At 36.8% G+C, this 18,098-nt stretch carries 16 protein-coding genes; all 16 read left to right on the top strand.

The genetic code is table 11. The features are described 5' to 3' along the window. The first annotated feature begins 8 nt into the window (after positions 1–8). The 16 genes from B5X55_RS12405 to B5X55_RS12335 all read left to right on the top strand — a co-directional run bounded on the left by B5X55_RS12405 (position 9) and on the right by B5X55_RS12335 (position 17,958). On the top strand, positions 9–1,505 hold the full coding sequence (locus tag B5X55_RS12405) for a serine hydrolase (protein ID WP_079512949.1): 1,497 nt from the start codon (positions 9–11) through the stop codon (positions 1,503–1,505). A gap of 42 nt (positions 1,506–1,547) precedes the next feature. Next, positions 1,548–3,035: a M28 family peptidase gene (locus tag B5X55_RS12400; RefSeq protein ID WP_079512948.1), complete on the top strand. Its 1,488-nt coding sequence runs from the start codon at positions 1,548–1,550 to the stop codon at positions 3,033–3,035. A 50-nt stretch (positions 3,036–3,085) separates the two neighbouring features. Beyond that, complete coding sequence (locus B5X55_RS12395) at positions 3,086–6,367, top strand: S41 family peptidase (protein WP_234999731.1); 3,282 nt, start codon at positions 3,086–3,088, stop codon at positions 6,365–6,367. Positions 6,368–6,387: 20 nt separating this feature from the next. Next, positions 6,388–7,122: a DUF6090 family protein gene (locus tag B5X55_RS12390; protein ID WP_079512946.1), complete on the top strand. Its 735-nt coding sequence runs from the start codon at positions 6,388–6,390 to the stop codon at positions 7,120–7,122. Positions 7,123–7,224: 102 nt separating this feature from the next. Then, positions 7,225–7,965, top strand: a complete 741-nt coding sequence (locus B5X55_RS12385; protein WP_079512945.1) for a DUF6090 family protein — start codon at positions 7,225–7,227, stop codon at positions 7,963–7,965. A gap of 4 nt (positions 7,966–7,969) precedes the next feature. After that, complete coding sequence (locus B5X55_RS12380; protein WP_079512944.1) at positions 7,970–8,719, top strand: DUF6090 family protein; 750 nt, start codon at positions 7,970–7,972, stop codon at positions 8,717–8,719. Beyond that, the gene (locus B5X55_RS18795) at positions 8,716–8,856 is read left to right on the top strand and encodes a hypothetical protein (RefSeq protein ID WP_159447545.1); all 141 of its coding nucleotides are present in this window, start codon (positions 8,716–8,718) and stop codon (positions 8,854–8,856) included. Before B5X55_RS12380 ends, B5X55_RS18795 begins: the two co-directional genes overlap by 4 nt. A 33-nt stretch (positions 8,857–8,889) precedes the next feature. Beyond that, positions 8,890–9,462 carry a hypothetical protein gene (locus tag B5X55_RS12375; RefSeq protein WP_079512943.1) on the top strand — a complete coding sequence of 191 codons (573 nt, stop codon included), beginning with the start codon at positions 8,890–8,892 and terminating at the stop codon, positions 9,460–9,462. Positions 9,463–9,473: 11 nt separating this feature from the next. Next, the gene (locus tag B5X55_RS18875; protein ID WP_079512942.1) at positions 9,474–10,229 is read left to right on the top strand and encodes a DUF6090 family protein; all 756 of its coding nucleotides are present in this window, start codon (positions 9,474–9,476) and stop codon (positions 10,227–10,229) included. 148 nt (positions 10,230–10,377) lie between these two features. Next, entirely contained in the window at positions 10,378–10,704 is a 327-nt protein-coding gene (locus B5X55_RS12365; protein ID WP_143814489.1) for a hypothetical protein, read from the top strand. Positions 10,705–10,708: 4 nt separating this feature from the next. After that, positions 10,709–11,431, top strand: a complete 723-nt coding sequence (locus B5X55_RS12360; RefSeq protein WP_079512940.1) for a DUF6090 family protein — start codon at positions 10,709–10,711, stop codon at positions 11,429–11,431. 79 nt (positions 11,432–11,510) lie between these two features. Beyond that, positions 11,511–12,692, top strand: coding sequence for a dipeptidase (locus B5X55_RS12355; RefSeq protein WP_079512939.1), 1,182 nt, complete (start codon positions 11,511–11,513; stop codon positions 12,690–12,692). 43 nt (positions 12,693–12,735) lie between these two features. After that, a complete protein-coding gene (locus B5X55_RS12350; RefSeq protein ID WP_079512938.1) occupies positions 12,736–13,521 on the top strand; it encodes a DUF6090 family protein in 786 nt (261 codons plus the stop codon). A 194-nt stretch (positions 13,522–13,715) separates the two neighbouring features. Then, positions 13,716–15,665: an adenylate/guanylate cyclase domain-containing protein gene (locus B5X55_RS12345; RefSeq protein ID WP_079512937.1), complete on the top strand. Its 1,950-nt coding sequence runs from the start codon at positions 13,716–13,718 to the stop codon at positions 15,663–15,665. A 322-nt stretch (positions 15,666–15,987) separates the two neighbouring features. Beyond that, the gene (locus B5X55_RS12340; protein ID WP_079512936.1) at positions 15,988–17,079 is read left to right on the top strand and encodes a methyltransferase; all 1,092 of its coding nucleotides are present in this window, start codon (positions 15,988–15,990) and stop codon (positions 17,077–17,079) included. A 117-nt stretch (positions 17,080–17,196) separates the two neighbouring features. Next, on the top strand, positions 17,197–17,958 hold the full coding sequence (locus B5X55_RS12335) for a hypothetical protein (RefSeq protein WP_079512935.1): 762 nt from the start codon (positions 17,197–17,199) through the stop codon (positions 17,956–17,958). Positions 17,959–18,098: the final 140 nt, after the last annotated feature.

Raw genomic sequence — 18,098 nt, 5'->3', positions numbered from 1 at the left:
TTACGTATATGAAAAAATATTTACTGACAATATTTTGTTGTCTCATAGGTATTACCTCCCAAGCTCAAAAATCGTCCCATAAAAAACTAGATGCCATGATTGTTCAAGGCATGAAAGATTGGAAGGTACCCGGTTTAGCTACAATCGTTGTAAAAGATGGCGAAGTGGTATTTCAAAAAACCTACGGGGTTAAAAATTTGGAGACAAAAGAGGCAGTAGATGAAAACACCCTTTTCAACATGGCTTCCACAACCAAAGCAATCGTTGCCATTGCCATGGGGATGTTGGTGGATGACGGTAAACTGGATTGGGATGATAAAGTCACCGATTATGTTCCCTACTTTAAACTATCCGATTCCTATAGTACTTCAGATGCCCGAATAAAAGACTTACTGACCCACAATTTAGGCATCGGTAATGCGGATGCCCTATGGACTTTAGACAGTCTTTCTACCAAGGAAACGATTCAAAGATTTCAGTTTGCGGAGAAGACCTATCCCCTACGCGGCGGATTTATCTATCAAAATATAATGTATGCCGTTGCCGGTGAAGTTATTGCCGCAGCCAGCGGAAAACCGTGGAACGAATTTGTACAGGAACGTATTTTCAATCCTTTGGAGATGACCCGAACACAGGCCATAGCAGCCAATATTTTTAAGGCGGGCAACTATGTAACTCCCTATTTGAATGATGTGGAAGAGGGACTAGTAGAAGTAGATTACGGATTCTCCGATCAAATAGGTCCCGCGGGAATGATATGCTCTACGGCACACGATATTGGTAATTACCTAACTTTTTTAGTGAATGATGGAGTATTCAAATCGGATACTTTGCTGCAACCAAAAACATTTAAAAAACTGTTTGAGCCGCATTCCTTTTTGGGTACCACGGGAACCTACCCCACCAATGCCTTGACCAAACCCAATTGGAACACGTATGGGCTGGGATGGTTTCAACAAGACTACAAAGGGCATAAGTTAGATTTTCATACCGGTAGCCTGTTTGGTTTGGTTGCCATTGCAGGTATTATGCATGACAAAGACGTGGCGGTCTATGTTTTTGCAAACTTGGATCACGCAGAATTACGGCATGCGATTATGTACAAGGCGATGGATTTGTTCGCTTTTGACGATGATGGTCGCGATTGGCATACAGAGGTTTTCAACCTGTACGAAGGCTTTAAAAAAGAAGGAATTGAGAAAGCACAGAAAGGCGAAGCCGAACGTGTAAAAAACACCAAACCAAGCTTGCCGTTGGCAGATTACGAGGGTACTTACAAGAACAAGATGTTAGGTAGCGTACAAGTGACATTGCTTAATGACACATTGCAAATCAACTTTAATGACTTTATAACCTATAGCTTAGAACATTGGCACTATGACACTTTTAATACCAATAAGGACCCCCGTTTTTATGAGAAATTAAAAGTGAATTTTGACCTCAACGAAGCCGGTAAATCGAGCAGATTAAACATTATGGGAGAAGTCTTTACAAAGAAAGAATAACACACGTATTTTAAAATATCCATTAACTAAAAAAACTACAATATGAAAAATTTTTTACTCTACACTACTCTTGCCTTCGCAAGTATATTGTCAGCACAAACCGACACAGAAAAAGCATCTGAAACCGTAAGTAAAAGCGAAATTGAAGGTCATATTTATTTTTTGGCCGATGATGTGTTAAAAGGACGTGCTACTGGGTCTCCAGAACTAAAGATTGCGGCATCTTATTTAGCCAATACTCTGCGTAGTTACGGCATAAAACCCAATCCGGCTAGCGGCGATTATTATCAAAAAGTTGAAATGTTTCGGTTCTATTTAAATGAAAAAATAGATCTATCACTCAATGGCATAAAATTCCCAGAAGTAGTTGCTTTCGATATCGATGCCATAGATAGTGAGGAAAATGCAGTATACCTAAACTATGGTCTTGAATCTGATTATAAAGGTAAAGATGTTAAGGGTAAAATAATTATTGTAAAAGCTGGTACACCTGATGCCGTAGAATTAAGACCCGCACTTGGTAGTAGGGCTCCAAAAAGAGAACTAGCCATAAAAAATGGTGCGAGAGGTTTAATTGAAATAGGTTCATTTGACCAAGCTATATGGCCTCGTTTTAAGCATGCATTTGAAGAACGTGTTAGTCTTAGTAAGGGTGAAAAAGAGCCCTTACCACTTTATGTATGGATTCAAACCAGTCAAGAGGAATTAGATAAATTAGGTTCTGAAACCCTAAAAATTAAAATTAAGAGTAATGGCATTCAAAAGGAGATTCTCCAGAGCCAAAATGTGGTTGGGGTTTTAGAAGGAACGGATGCTAATCTCAAAAACGAATATGTGATCTATTCAGCACATTACGATCACATTGGTATTGGCAAACCCGACGCTAAAGGAGATAGTATTTATAATGGGGCACGTGACAATGCCATTGGCACTACTGCTGTTCTGACCATGGCAGAAAACTTGGCTAAATATCCCACTAAACGTTCAGCCCTTTTTATATTGTTTACAGGTGAAGAAATGGGGCTATTGGGAAGCCAATATTATGTTCAAAATCCTGTATTACCACTTAATCAGATGATTTACTGTTTTAATACAGATGGTGGTGGTTATAACAATACGACTTTGGCAACCATTGCCGGGTTAAACCGTACAACGGCAAAAGATAAAATGATTAACGGAGCCAAAACCTTTGGGTTAAAAGCCTTGGATATTGATGAAGTAGCGCCAGAAGAAGGCCTTTTCGACCGAAGTGATAACGTCAGTTTTGCCAAAGTGGGCATCCCTGCACCCACCTACTCTACCGGCTTTGATGCCTTTGATGACGAAATCAACAAATACTACCATCAAGCCGCTGATGAGGCCGATAGTTTAGATTATGATTACTTGGTGAAATTTTACCAAGGGTATATACTTTCTGGACGAGCTATTGCAAATGACCCAGAGAGACCTTATTGGATTAAAGGTGATAAATATGAAGCCGCTGCAAATGTCTTGTACGGCAAAGTTCCTGAAGTACCTATTAAAAATTGAATCAATTCTTGAATAAAACAAAGCATACTTTAGAAATCAAACATAACTAAATGAACCGACTAGACTATTTAAAACAACACCACTGCAAACTACTATTTGTACTTATCGCCCTACCGTTTATAACCATGGCCACTTTACAAGCGCAAGGCACTAGATTATTACGTCAACCTGACATAAGCACTACCCATATTACATTTACCTATGGAAGCGATATTTGGGTGAGCAATATAAATGGTGGCGAAGCGAAAAGAATTACAAGTACACAGGCCGTGGAATCAAATCCATATTTTTCTCCAGACGGTAACTGGATTGCTTTTTCATCGAATCGAACGGGATATCAAGCAGTCTATGTAGTGCCCGCAGAAGGTGGCGAAGCCAAACAAATTACATGGCATCCTAGCGGCTCTCTGGTAAGGGGATGGAGCAACGATGGTACACGTATCCTCTACGCCAGTAACCGAGATACGGCACCAAGTCCTTATAACCGCTTATGGACTACTGGCATTACAGAAAATATACCTTCTTTGGTTCATAATCAGTGGGGTTTTGATGGGGCATTTGCCCCTGATGGCGAGCACTTGATTATCGATAGGGTAAGCCGTTGGGACAGCGAATGGCGCGGGTACAGAGGAGGTCAAAATACACCATTGATTATCTTAAACACCACGACATCAGAAGAAGAATTATTGCCCAACGAAAGCACTACTGACATTCAACCACTCTGGTTGGGCGATGTAGTTTATTTTATATCGGATCGTGATTTGGTAGCGAACATTTGGTCTTACGATACTAAAACCAAAGAATTACAGCAAATTACAGAATTCAAAGGTGCAGATGTTAAATGGTTAGCGGGAAATGAGAATACACTCGCTTACGAACTTGAAGGTTATCTGCATCTTTTGGACTTAAATACAAAAACAACAAAACAATTACAAATAGATATTATTGGCGATTTTCCATGGGCCGCCACCCAATGGGAAGATGTAAGTTCCTCGGCACGCGCTGCATCCTTATCCCCCAATGGAAAGCGGGTCATTGTAGAATCACGTGGTGATATTTTTACGATACCCGTGGAGTTTGGTGATTCAAGAAATATAACGGAAACTGCCAATGCCGCAGATAGAGCACCCATCTGGTCTCCTAAAGGCGATCAATTAGCCTGGTTTTCTGATATGGATGGAAAAGGGTATGCACTAATGTTGGCATCACAAGACGGGTTAGATACGCCTACACCAATCGCTATCGGAGAATCTAAAATGGCATGGGATCCTAGTTGGTCACCCGACGGGAAACATATCGCTTTTGTAGATGATGATGTTCGTTTACGGATATTGAATTTAGAGACAAAAGCCATACAGACCATAGATGTTGGTGGCACTAATATAGAACGTGGTAGTATTACTATGAACTGGTCTCCAGATTCAAATTGGCTAGCGTATGCAAAAGCCGGCAGTAATAACTTTAGACAGATTTTTATATGGTCGGTCAAGGATGGACTAAAAAGAGCCATTACCGATGTTTTTGCAGATTCGTTCTCCCCCGCTTGGGATCTAAACCACAAACAATTTTACTTTTTAGCGAGTACAGAAGTGGCATTGGGCTCTGGTTGGGCAAATACAAGTTCAATGTCTTCCAGTCCCTCGTATGCCGCCTATATTATTAATTTACAGCAAGATGACCCCTCCCCTTTTAAACCAAAAAGTGATGAGGAAACTCCTGAAAAGGAAACCGACGACAAAAAAGATTCCGATAAAAAGAAGAATAAAAAAGGAAAGGATGAAGAGGCTCCAAAAAAGACCGTAAAAATAGATTTTGAGAATTTAAGCCGACGCACTCTAGCTCTACCTGTTCCAGAACGCGAATACAGCTTTATTTCTGCGGGACCAGAGGGTGCTATATTTCTGGGAGAATACGTTCCCAACGAAAAAGGTCTCGCCCTTAAAAAGTTTACGTTAGAAGATCAAAAAAGTAAAGACTTCATTTCCGGTGTAGAAAAGGTATCCATTACCGGTAACGGAGAACATCTATTGGCAAATGTAAACGGGCAATGGAACGTAATGGACACCAAAGGAGATAGTGGCGAAAAAGGAAAAACGGTAAAAGTAGATCTTCAAATGAAATTAGATCGTTCCATGGAATGGAAGCAGATGTTCGAAGAAGCATGGCGATATGAGCGCGACTATTTTTATGACCCAAATCTTCATGGTCGTGATTGGAACACGGTTTATGAGCGCTACGCACCTCTAGTTCCTTTTATAAAACATAGAGCGGATCTAACGTACGTTTTAGATCAGGTAAACGGTGAACTTTCTGTTGGCCATAGTTTTGTGTTTGGAGGGGATTATCCAGAAATTGCCGATTCCAAAATGGGAATGCTCGGAGCGGATATGACGGTTGAGAACAATCGTTGGAAAATAAAAAAAATGTATACCACCGAAAGCTGGAATCCGGGTTTATCTGGACCCTTGGATGCCCCTGGCCTCAATATAAAAAACGATTACTATATAGTAGGTATAAACGGAAATGAACTGAAAGGTAACGACAATATCTACAAGCATCTAGATGGCACAGTGGACAAGCAAACCGTAGTACACATCAATAGCGAACCAACTTTTGAAGGAGCATGGAAAGAAATTGTAAAACCGATAAAAAGTGAAAACTCGTTACGGCAACGTACGTGGGTAGAAGATAATCGTAGATTGGTAGATTCGCTTTCCAACGGCAGATTGGGCTATGTTTGGGTGCCCAATACCTCGGGTCAAGGCTATGTGTCTTTTAACCGCTATTATTTTGCACAACAAGACAAAGAAGGCGCGGTCATAGACGAACGTTTTAATGGCGGCGGACTTTTGGACGATTACATGGTAGACCTCATGACCCGAAGCTTACGGGCAGGTTTAACGAATGAAGTACCCAATGGAAAACCCATGCAATTGCCCTCAGGTATTTTAGGACCAAAGGTGCTATTAATCAACGAAATGGCCGGTTCTGGCGGAGATTTCTTTCCATGGGTCTTTAGACAGCAAAAAGCAGGCAAGCTTATTGGTGTGACCACTTGGGGCGGATTGGTAAAATCCTCCGTTCATTATGCTTTGGTTGATGGCGGTGCCCTCACCTCCCCAGACAATGCAGTCTTTGACCCTATTAACAACAAATGGATAGCAGAGAATGCTGGGGTTGCTCCAGATATAGAAGTAAGGCAAGATGCTTTTTCCCTTTCCAAAGACAAAGATCCACAGTTAGAGCGTGCGGTTGAAGAGTTATTAAAACAACTAGGCACAAAAACGAGTATTGTACCACCTAAATTTTCAAAGCCAGCAACAGGGAATTAATAAATTAGAAAGATTGACCAATGATAAAATTCTTTCGAAGAATACGCCAAAACCTGCTCAACGAAGGTAAAACCACCAAGTATTTCAAATATGCCATTGGCGAGATTGTGCTCGTGGTTCTTGGTATTCTCATTGCCTTGTCCATTAATAATTGGAATGATGCTAGAAAAGATAGGATCACTGAAAAAGAACTCTACAGAACCCTTATTAAAAGCCTTGAAAGCGACTTGGAAGATGTTCGTACTAAATCTATGATTTTAGACACTGCACTCACCGCACAAAGAATATTTATAACTGAATCATTAGCGGAGGTAAAATCTAAATTTACGGACGAAGAGATTTATAGGATGATTTGGCAAGTTGGCAATACCAGCTATTCATTTGTTCCCAACGTTTCATTGTACACCAAAATTTCCCAGAACCAACAAATAGATCTAATACAGTCCGATTCCTTGCAAAAAAAAGTAATAGACCTGTTTGAAGTACACTACTGGGAGTATAAAGATTTAGATATGACCCTAGAACGACTGGCACAAGAAGGGTTGATCAGTAACTTTTTTGGAGATATTGCGCATTTAGTTATTAAAAATCAGTGGGAAACAGATGATGCAACGTTGCAAAAACAATATGACGAATTAAACAAAGACTGTCGTAAAATATATTTCCTGTCAATGTCCGTCAAAAAATCAATGCTAAACTGCGAAAGCAGCATAGAAGCGCTATTGCCTTTGTTAAAAGACGAACTCATTAAATGAACTAAAATGATTTTATTACATAGACGGTGAATGTTAATTCTTAGATTTTACCGATACGTATCTTAAGACAACCAAAAGGACTACATATACAAAACATAAACCATGATTAAATTCTTCCGAAAAATTCGCCAAAACCTACTCAATGAAGGAAAAACATCCAAATACTTTAAATACGCCATTGGTGAGATTGTACTAGTAGTCATTGGTATTTTGATTGCCCTGCAAATCAATAATTGGAACCAAGACGTACTTAACGGATTTGAAAAAAGAGAGTTACTTTCTAAACTACATATAGAGTTTGAATCCAATAAAAAGGTCGTTGCAAACTTTAGAGTCGTTGAGGAACGGGCCATTAATTCCTCCATGAAGTTGATGAGTTTAATCGGCGCTTCTGAAGAAGAACTTTTAAATCATAATTTAGACAGTTTACTTTTTCAATCCTTCCCTTCTAATGAACTGGCATTTGCAGACAACGCAGTTAATGGTGTTGTCCAAAATGGACGTCTCAACCTTTTTGAAAATGACTCCATCACCTCCCTTTTATACCATTGGAATTCACTCTCAGAAATCAGAAAAATACGCTTCGAAAAACTAGATTCATGGAATAACGAGCATTTTTTGCCTTTTTTGTTAACCCATATTTCTTTTAAAGAAATGGACAGTAACGCCAATTATAAATGGGCAGGAACCTCTAAGGTAAAACCTAGCTATTATCCCTTATTCCAAAAGGTTGAATTTGAAAATTTATTGGATAATGCATTATGGCTACATCAACAAATTATTGAGAGACTAGACGAAACCGATCTTCTTATTGAAGAGGTTCTACACGCAACTAAATCTTAAACCAATGATTAAATTCTTTCGAACAATACGGCAAAACCTGCTCAACGAAGGCAAAACAGGTAAATACTTTAAATACGCTATTGGTGAAATTGTGCTTGTGGTCATTGGGATTTTGATTGCTTTGCAAATCAATAATTGGAATGAAAGTTTAAAAAAGAAAGCAGAAATTAAAAACTCGCTTATAGCCTTACGTAATGATTTGGTTCAAGATACCCTATTGATTAAAGAAAAATTACCATTTATTACCCAGCAGTATCAGTTAAACGAATCTTTGAGAGCAAGAGTTGCAAAACCAAATGCATCCCTAGATACGTTAATCCAAATAATGCGCTATGAATTTAATCCAAATTGGAGCGCTCAAATCGTATACAATTCCAATGCTTATAACAGTCTAAATCAGACTGGATTGATAGAAAGCTTGCCTGATTCTTTAAAAGCAACAATTAAGAATTTTTACAACAAGAAATTCTTTCTTAAAGATAGAGTTGAAAAAACCACCAACGATTACAGGGAAAAAATAACTTCTTATGTAAATACCTACACATTTGGTTCTACAGCTATTCATGACCAAGGACCATTGATTGATTCGCTGATCTGGGATAGTATAGATGATAGCCATCTTGCAGCTACGTTTCAAGGTATAAGCAATTTTAAGAGAATTCTGTTTACAGAGACCCAAGAGGAATTGGAGTATTCGTTCTACAACTCTAAAACACTTCTACATCAACTTGACCTTGAAATACAAAACAAATGATAAAATTCTTTAGAAAAATTCGCCAAAACTTGCTCAAAGAAGGTAAAACGAGCAAATACTTTAAATATGCCCTTGGTGAAATAGTGCTTGTGGTTATTGGCATTCTCATTGCACTTCAAATTAATAATTGGAATTAAGAAAAAAAGTATCAAAAACAATTAGAGGTAAAGATGCATTCTATTTTGGGCGATATGCGTGCAGATGGGTTACAAATTAAATCACTCATTAAGGACCTAGAGAAACAGCACAGTGCAGCCGATCATATTATACCCATTATGGAATCTGAACAAAAACCTATAGTAGATTCTTTAAAATTTATTCTCGATTTCAATTCCTTTACCACTACCCCTATACTATCACAACAAAATAATACTTGGGATTATCTAAGCGCTAACGGAATACTATCAGAATTAGAAGACCAAGAACTTGTGAACTTGTTAATGGACTATTACAATTACTTTGACAACCTCTCCATTAACTTTAACAACTCTGCCAACCCTGTACGTTTAGAACTGAGACAGCTGAAATACGAACTTTTTACAAATACCGAACATCTCAAATTTTTTCCCACTAAAAACCCTAGCGTTCCTAACAAAGCAGTATACGAATCTATTTTTAACGATACCCGAATTTTACCCTTATGCAGATATATAGGAAGTACAGCGACGTATTTTGAAGGAAGATTTAAAAATGCCGAAGAAAAAGCTAATAGGATTATACACCATTTAGAAACGCATTACTAACCAATTTAACTATGATAAAATTCTTCCGAAAAATTCGCCAAAACATGCTCAACGAAGGCAAAACAGGTAAATACTTTAAATACGCTATTGGTGAAATTATGCTTGTGGTCATTGGTATTTTGATAGCATTAAGCATCAATACTTGGAATGAGAATAGAAAAATAAGACAGTCTGAACAAGAAATATTGCAAAATCTAAAAAGTGATCTATTAATTAATAAAGATCGCTTAAACGGTATTTTAAAAAAAAGATCTAAAGAATTCGATTCAGGTATCTACGTACTAAAACTGTTTAATACAGATGTTTCCAATATTCCTATCCAGAAATTGGATTCTATTCTGTTGGATATTGAGATGGTTTGGACCTTTGAGGCGAGTGACGGAACTATAAAGTCGCTAATTTCATCTGGTAAGATAGACCATATTCAAAGTGAAAAACTAAAATCACTTTTATCCTCTTTTGAAGGCGATGTTATTAATGCAACGCAAGATGTTTCTTCCCTACAGTTATTGGTAAACCAAAGATTATGGCCCGCCATTGATGGAAAAATAAATTCATCAAACAGAATCCGCCAAATTGAATTACATAAAGACATCCCAATGGGGAGCTATACATCAGATTATACATGGTTTTTTAAAAATCGAGAAATGGAAGATGTTATTAGTAACATAGTGACATGGAAAAAAAGTATTTTAGAGGATGAAGAACAATTGAGAGAAAAAATAGACCAGATGATACTTTTAGTTGAAAATGAATTAGAAAAATAAAAAGTATGAATATGCGTTGGGTACGCCTCTAATTTTGATATTGCATGAATCCTCTTTTAATAATTTAAAAGATAATAATATCAATATCATATCCAACCAAAAGCTTAAAAAACAAATAGCAAACCATTATGATAATATAGTAACCATAATGTTACGTGTAGAAAATGACCTTGACGCCTATAAAACCTATTCCACCTTAAAACCATATTTTCTAAAATATTTCAGCCATGAGAATATAAAGTCCAAATTCAAAGCTGCGGATTTTAATCCCAAGGATTATTATGATTATGATATGAATTTAAACGCTTTGATTTTGACGGATACGTTAGGCCTAAAAAAAGATTCCGCCTTTAAGATTGATTTAGCAGAAAGCATAACATTTACTGGATTTAAAATAGAAATGTATGCTAATTTTTTGGCAGAAATCTACAAATTGAATGAGTCAATAACTCAGGAACTACAGAGAATTAATTAGCGTTATGATAAAATTATTCAGAAAAATTCGCCAAAACCTACTCAATGAGGGCAAAACCACAAAGTACTTTAAATATGCTATTGGTGAAATTGTACTTGTGGTAGTTGGGATTTTGATAGCGCTTTCCATAAACAACTGGAATGAAGAACATAAAGAGCAGAATAAACTTCTAAACATCTATAGTCTTATTTATAATGATATTGAAGACGACATAGAAGATTTACAAAAAAATGTAGACTTCTTTAATGAAAAGAAATCTGTTTTCGAAAAAGTAGTCCACGATTCAATAACACCAGACTTATTGGATCAAGGACTTTCAAGCTTATTAGTTTATAGCCCAAGATCTCTATTAAACAAAAAAGGTATTTCCCAGTTAGGAGAACTGCAAGAAAACGACACGTTAACCTTCTACCTCAATGACATATATGAGCATATGGAGACCATTATGCTCCCTCTTGAAAATAGAATTTCAAACGAAATAATTGACCATAAAAAATACGTGAGAGACAATTATGACTGGTATCCAGAATGGAATAATACCATTACGCAGAATGTTGGAAGTAAAGAACTGCATGATTATTTTTTAACCAGTTCCATCTATCGAAATCGGGTTGTATTTGTATACGAACAAGTTTATAACGATTATGTTCGCATGCTCAATGCTTTAATCAAAAGTCTAACCCATTTTAAACAAGAAATAGGTGAAATTCTAACAAAAGCAGAATGATTAAACTCTTTAGAAAAATTCGCCAAGAGGACTTTAAAGAAAATATTGAACCAACCAAACCTGATAATACGAACTAAAAATGAAAACAAAACTACTATTCATCAGCTTAATCACAACACTTCAGCTAAGCGCCCAGAGTTATCAAAAAATTCATAATAATGCCATTTTTGTAGATACTCACAACGATTTTCTCACCCAAACTATGGAGAAGGGTTTTGTTTTCGATACCGATTTAAAAGGTATAACTCATAGTGACCTTAATAGAATGAAAGAAGGTAGTGTGGACGTACAATTCTTTTCAGTTTGGAGCGATGGCGACCAGCTGAATCCGTATGCATTTGCCAATAGGCAACTCGATAGTTTGGATGCCGTTATACAACGAAATCCTTCTAAAATAGTAAAAGTTGCCAATACAAAAAAACTTCTAAAAACTGTTATGCAGCATAAAATTGCGGCATTAGTTGGACTGGAAGGAGGTCACCAAATTGAAAACGATTTGGACAAAATGGAGGCTCTTTACAATCGTGGTGTCCGGTATATTACGTTGACTTGGAACAACTCTACACCATGGGCAACAAGTGCTTCTGATGAAACCAATCTGGAAGGTTCAAAGAATTCAGAAGGTAAAAAAGGACTGACGGTGTTTGGCAAAAAAGTGATTCAAAAAATGAATGCTTTAGGGATTATGGTAGATATCTCTCACGTTGGCGAGCAAACGTTTTACGATGTTATTGCAACGACCACTAAACCTGTTATTGCTTCACATAGTTCGGTGTATACGCTGTGTCCACACAAACGAAATTTAAAAGACGACCAAATAAAAGCGGTGGCAAAAAATGGAGGTGTTATCCAGATTAATTTTAATTCAGGGTTTATAGACCCTTCCGTAGAACCAAGGGAATTTGCATTTATTGAAAAACACAAAGCAGAAATAGACTCCCTCATAAATACGGGCATGTTGTCATATCATGCTGAAGAATCTATGTACAAAAAATACATTGCTGAATCGTATGAACTTCGTGCGCCTTTTGATTGGGTAATTCAACATATAGAATACGTAATAAACCTCGTAGGTGTAGATTATGTAGGAATCGGCTCTGATTTTGACGGTATTTATCAACCACCAAAACAATTAGACGATGTAACCGACTATTCAAAAATCACAAAGACTTTGGTAGAAAAAGGATACAATGAAAAAGATATCGATAAAATACTTGGTGGTAATCTGTTACGGGTTTTAAAAGCCAATGAATCGAAATAAAACCCACCCCTAACCCTTCTTGGGAGGTGAATAACTTATAGCTATGATTAAATTATTCCGTAAAATCCGCCAAAACCTACTCAACGAAGGCAAAACCAGTAAGTACTTCAAATACGCCATCGGCGAAATTGTCCTTGTAGTCATCGGGATTTTGATTGCCTTAAGCATTAATAATTGGAACGAGTTACGTAAGGAGCGGTCTAAAGAGCAAAAAATCTTAGTGGAATTGCTAAGCCAATTTAAAGATAATCTCGTCCAACTGGAAGATAAAATACATCAGCGAAAGCTTATCATAAAAGGCTCAAAAAGAGCACTTGAATTAATGGATACAAAAACAGTGGTTCCTATGGATACACTTACAGTAATTTTGAGTCCTCTTATCCTTGCCCCAACTTTTGATCCAATAGATAATGAAATAATGACAGCCGAAAACTTGCAGCTTATTAGAAATGATTCTTTACGGCACTATCTTACAACATTTTCATCTGGCATCGTCGATTTTAAAGACCAAGAATCTGAATGGGTGGACATTTACAGAAATATAATAGTTGAGCATTTAATCGATTTGGGAATTTCCAGAAATATACAAATCAGTTTTTTCTTAAGTCCGGATAACCTATCGTTCCTAAACGATAAAACAATGATAGAAGAAATTAAGTTATCTGGTTCTACAACATTACCTGCTGTTGAAGAGATATTATCGGATAAAAAGTTGGAGGGGATTCTTGCAAGTGCAGTAACTCTAAACATCGGTCTTAACTGGGAATCTGATGGTTACATGAAAAAAATCAAAACTATTCTAAACTTAATTGAAAATGAGATCGAATAAAATTTACGTATAGATGATAAAATTCTTCCGCAAAATCCGCAAAAACTTCCTCACCGATCCGCCCGAATGTAACTCTTCGGTACGGGAGGAGGGCAAAACAACAAATATTGAGTATTTTACATAAATATCTAGCCATAAACACTTTATTTATTAGCAACTGAAAAAAAATGAGGTTGATCAATTAAAAAGTGAAAATGAAAAACATAAGTTTTTTACTCATTTTATTTTGCCTTCAAAGTTCTGTTTTTTCACAAACAGAGCTTGATTCCTTGTATAGTACTTGGGAGAATGAAAAAATTTCTGATAGCATTAGAGCATTTGCACTAACTGATTATATCTACCAGGGCTTTTTTTCATCACAGCCCGATAGTGCATTAATCCTAACGCACCAATTATACCAATTCACTAAAGAAACTAAAAACGAAAAGGGACTTTTAGAGGCCCTTACTCTTAGAGGATATATTCAATTTAGAATGGGGTACTATTCAAAAGCATTATCATCGTACGAAGAGGGTTTGGAGCTTGCCGAAAAAATAGACAATAAACTGGGTGCTGCTGATATTCTCGTAAAAATGGGATATATCTATCATGACAATGAAGATGTTATCAACGCATTGATTTACTATCAAAAAAGTTTAAAGATTTATGAGGAAGAAAATGACTTAGATGGTAAAGGATCTATTTACAATGAATTTGGAAGCATCTATTTATCTAAAGGAGAATACGATAAAGCTCTAGATTATTATAAAAAGAGCATGGCCATTAACAAAGAATTAAATGAGGAAGAGAGTAATTCTGCCATGTATATAAATATTGGTGGCCTATACCTAACAAAAAAAGATTTTCAACAAGCGCTGTATTATTACGAAAAAGGCTTGGTTATCGAAAAAAAGAAAGAAGATAAATTAGGAATAGCATCAGCTCTTTCAGGAATCGGAACTGTTTACCTTGAGCAAGGAGAAACCACAAAAGCATTAGATTTTCTTCAAAGAAGTTTTGATATCAGTGAAAGCATAAATGATATTCAAGGTGGGGCCAATACGCTATTAAGTATAAGTGATATTTATCTGGACAATAAAAACTATAAAAAGGCAATAACATATTGTAAAAAAAGCCTTTCTATGGCCCAGAAGGTAGGCGACTTGGGAAGTCAAGAATATGCTTGTGAATGTTTGTATGATGCTTACAGAGCATTAGGTAATACTACAGAAGCCTTAGAATATCATGAGCAAATGATTTTTATTGGCGATAGCATAAAAACAGAAGACTTAGCCATAAAATTACAGCAAATAGAATTCTCGAAGAAAATTATGGCCGATAGTTTAGTGCAAATTGAGAAAGATATAAAAGTACAATTACAACATAAATCTGAAGTACAGCAAAAAGATAAAAATCGAAATCTGGCTATTGCAGTCGGAACAATCTGTTTTCTATTAGCAATTGGCTTTTTTTCAAGATGGCAATACGTTAAAAAATCAAAAGATATTTTAAAGAAAGAAAAAGACCGTTCAGAAAGTCTATTGTTGAATATTCTGCCTGCGGAAATTGCTGAAGAACTGAAAGAGAAAGGGGAAGCTCAGGCTCGCGATTTTGACTTAGTTTCTATCTTGTTCACCGACTTTAAAGGTTTTACAGAAAAGTCTGCAGAACTTACTGCGGTAGAATTAATTGGTGAAATAAACCATTGCTTTAAGGCATTTGACCATATCTGTGAGAAGTATGGTATTGAAAAAATCAAAACAATAGGTGATGCTTTTATGGCTGCCGGTGGTCTACCAGTACCTTCAACCGATTCAGTTCAGAATACGGTTTTAGCCGCACTTGAAATGCAATCTTTTATGACCCAAAGATTTTCAGATAAAAAAACAACAGACGGCTTTACATTTGAAATGCGTCTGGGCATACATACAGGTCCGGTTGTCGCTGGTATTGTTGGGGTTAAGAAATTTCAATATGACCTTTGGGGAGATACCGTAAATACTGCCGCTAGAATTGAAAGCAGTGGTGCTGTAGGTCAAGTTAACATCTCTCAACACACTTATGAACTACTAAAAGATAATACACAATTTACCTTTACGCATAGGGGAAAAATACAAGCAAAAGGGAAAGGCAAAATAGATATGTATTTTGTCACAAGTACCTAAAAACGAACATAGTATTATTTAATTTGAGCACAACTTCAAATATTTATATTCATAAAACAGCCAATTTAAATGTTATCTATGCATAACTAGCTGCTTTCCCTATTTGCCCTTGCGTTGATATTGTATCCCATTTGGATAGTGGTCTTGGTATAGTTTTAATCCCCATCAAATTCTTCAGATAATTAAACAGGTGCATAGGGACATAATTTATGGCCGTTCGTCCATAAATAAATATACATCAACTACGAAATAGGTTAATTGTATCTAATTATAGCTCTCCCCCCCCTTTTTTGACAGATACTTTAAAATAATAACTGGCAGGTTGCAACCAAAGCACAAAAAAGCCAATTATCAAATTTTAGACCGCTTAAAACAATTAAAATGGAACGGTAACAGCAATAAAATAATGGAAAATAATGTACCACCACATATAGCAATTACCCAAATGATCTTTGGATTTGTACCAGCAAAGGCAATACATATTGCCGCTAAGCTAAATATTGCTGAATTGATTGCTGCCCATGGCCCCATGAATAGCGCACAGCTTGCCGAAAAAACAGGGTCTCATAAAGAATCTATCTATCGCCTTTTGCGTGCTTTATGCAGTAACGGCATTTTCGCTGAAGATCAAACCGGAAACTTTGGGCTGACTCCTTTGGCCGAATGCCTGCAAGAAGACCATCCAGATAGTATGAAAGCCATGGCCATATCCGCTGGTGGGCTATTCTACAAAGCCTATACAGAGCTTTCGTTTGCAGTTCAATCAGGTGAGCCAGGATGGCATAAAGCTATCGGTATGGGGCCTTTTGAGTACTTAACGAAAAATCCGGAAGAAGGGAAAATATTTGATCGCGCAATGACCAATTTCCATGGAGGAGAAACCCAGCCTATGATCGATAACTATGATTTTTCAGTTTTCGACACGGTCGTCGATGTGGGCGGTGGAAATGGCGAGGTTCTCTCCTCCGTATTAAAACAAAATCAAGACGTGAAAGGAGTTTTATTCGATATGCCGGAGGTGGTTGCAAGGGCAATGGAAAACATTTCCAACAATGAGCTTCGTAGCAGAATGGAAATTGTTGGAGGCAATTTTTTTGAATCAGTTCCTAGTAGTGATGCTTACATTTTGAGACACATCGTTCACGACTGGAGCGATGAGGACGCAGTGGTCATTCTAACCAATTGTAGAAAGGCAATGAAACCAAATGGTAAATTATTGGTAGTAGAAGCGGTAATCCCGAAAGGAAACGACCCACATCCCTTCAAATGGTTGGACATAACGATGCTTATGATTGGCGGAAAAGAGCGTACAAAAGAGCAATTTGAGCATATTTTTCACCAAGCCGGTCTGAAAATTAATCGAATTATAACCGTTACCCCATCAATAAGTTTAGTTGAAGGTATTATGAACTAAAATAGAAATTAGGTATTTCAATAATCCGACCCAAAAGATGAATGCCATGAAACTTACCAAAAACTAGAGCAACTAATAGTATCATAAAAGAATAGTAACCAATAAATAATAGAACCAATGAAAAGATTATTGTACACCTTAGTTTTAGTACCACTTATGATGGTATCCCAGACCAATGAAAGTTTGGTCATTGAAAATGTAATGTTAACCGTAAAACCTGAAAAAATAGCCGAATTTGAGGCTGGTATTGCAGCACACAACAAAAAATTTCATGCCACCGGACCCTTTGGAGCTAGGGTCTATAATATCGATAATGGAAAAAATGCAGGGAAGTATATGCTAATTATGGGGCCCCTACCATGGAGTGCTTTAGATGGTAGGCCCGAAAGTAAAGAACATGCTGAAGACAACAACAAGAATGTAAACCAATATCTAGAGTCTGAGGTAGAAGTAAATTACATGAAAATGCATCCTGACTTATCAAATTTTTCAAAGGATTTTGAAATCAATAAAGTCTCCGTTTTTATGATCGATATTAAACGATTTAAGGATATGGACTTTATGGAAAAAGTAGTGAAAAAAGTAGTGAAAATGTATAAGGAAAAAATGCCTGACCAAATTTATGGCCTCTATACAAATGAGATGCCAAATATGGACGGAATGGATTTTGCCTGGGTAGATTTCTTTGATAGCTATTCTTGGATGGCAAAAGACGACACATTTATGCAAGATTTCGAAGATGTTCATGGGGCGGGTAGTTTTCAACAATTCATGAAAGATGTAGAAGCTACAACCGATGGCGATAAAGGAGAGATATGGTCTCTTCGAAAAGATTTGAGTGGTCCAGATGCTAAAGTAATAGCCTTAGAAAGGCAATAATATCCATGTCACAAATTTAAAGCTACTATTCAAGGCTTGGGTATTATTTCTAAGCCTTGTTATTATCGTAACTGATATGATCTTAATTGGCTTCCATGTAATTAAAACTTAACTCTTTTGATAAGAAAATAGTCAGAGAA

The organism is Maribacter arcticus (genome assembly GCF_900167935.1).
GTDB lineage: Bacteria > Bacteroidota > Bacteroidia > Flavobacteriales > Flavobacteriaceae > Maribacter > Maribacter arcticus.
Note: the sequence above shows the minus strand (reverse complement) of the source record. Positions and strands in the feature narration are given on the sequence as shown.

What these genes read in the sequence shown, in the direction of transcription:
- B5X55_RS12380 (WP_079512944.1), top strand. Translation starts at nt 7,970, where the DNA reads ATGATTAAATTCTTTCGAACAATACGGCAAAACCTGCTCAACGAAGGC.
- B5X55_RS12400 (WP_079512948.1), top strand. Translation starts at nt 1,548, where the DNA reads ATGAAAAATTTTTTACTCTACACTACTCTTGCCTTCGCAAGTATATTG.
- B5X55_RS12405 (WP_079512949.1), top strand. Translation starts at nt 9, where the DNA reads ATGAAAAAATATTTACTGACAATATTTTGTTGTCTCATAGGTATTACC.
- B5X55_RS12395 (WP_234999731.1), top strand. Translation starts at nt 3,086, where the DNA reads ATGAACCGACTAGACTATTTAAAACAACACCACTGCAAACTACTATTT.
- B5X55_RS12355 (WP_079512939.1), top strand. Translation starts at nt 11,511, where the DNA reads ATGAAAACAAAACTACTATTCATCAGCTTAATCACAACACTTCAGCTA.
- B5X55_RS12375 (WP_079512943.1), top strand. Translation starts at nt 8,890, where the DNA reads ATGCATTCTATTTTGGGCGATATGCGTGCAGATGGGTTACAAATTAAA.
- B5X55_RS18875 (WP_079512942.1), top strand. Translation starts at nt 9,474, where the DNA reads ATGATAAAATTCTTCCGAAAAATTCGCCAAAACATGCTCAACGAAGGC.
- B5X55_RS18795 (WP_159447545.1), top strand. Translation starts at nt 8,716, where the DNA reads ATGATAAAATTCTTTAGAAAAATTCGCCAAAACTTGCTCAAAGAAGGT.
- B5X55_RS12385 (WP_079512945.1), top strand. Translation starts at nt 7,225, where the DNA reads ATGATTAAATTCTTCCGAAAAATTCGCCAAAACCTACTCAATGAAGGA.
- B5X55_RS12365 (WP_143814489.1), top strand. Translation starts at nt 10,378, where the DNA reads ATGTTACGTGTAGAAAATGACCTTGACGCCTATAAAACCTATTCCACC.
- B5X55_RS12390 (WP_079512946.1), top strand. Translation starts at nt 6,388, where the DNA reads ATGATAAAATTCTTTCGAAGAATACGCCAAAACCTGCTCAACGAAGGT.
- B5X55_RS12350 (WP_079512938.1), top strand. Translation starts at nt 12,736, where the DNA reads ATGATTAAATTATTCCGTAAAATCCGCCAAAACCTACTCAACGAAGGC.
- B5X55_RS12360 (WP_079512940.1), top strand. Translation starts at nt 10,709, where the DNA reads ATGATAAAATTATTCAGAAAAATTCGCCAAAACCTACTCAATGAGGGC.
- B5X55_RS12345 (WP_079512937.1), top strand. Translation starts at nt 13,716, where the DNA reads ATGAAAAACATAAGTTTTTTACTCATTTTATTTTGCCTTCAAAGTTCT.
- B5X55_RS12335 (WP_079512935.1), top strand. Translation starts at nt 17,197, where the DNA reads ATGAAAAGATTATTGTACACCTTAGTTTTAGTACCACTTATGATGGTA.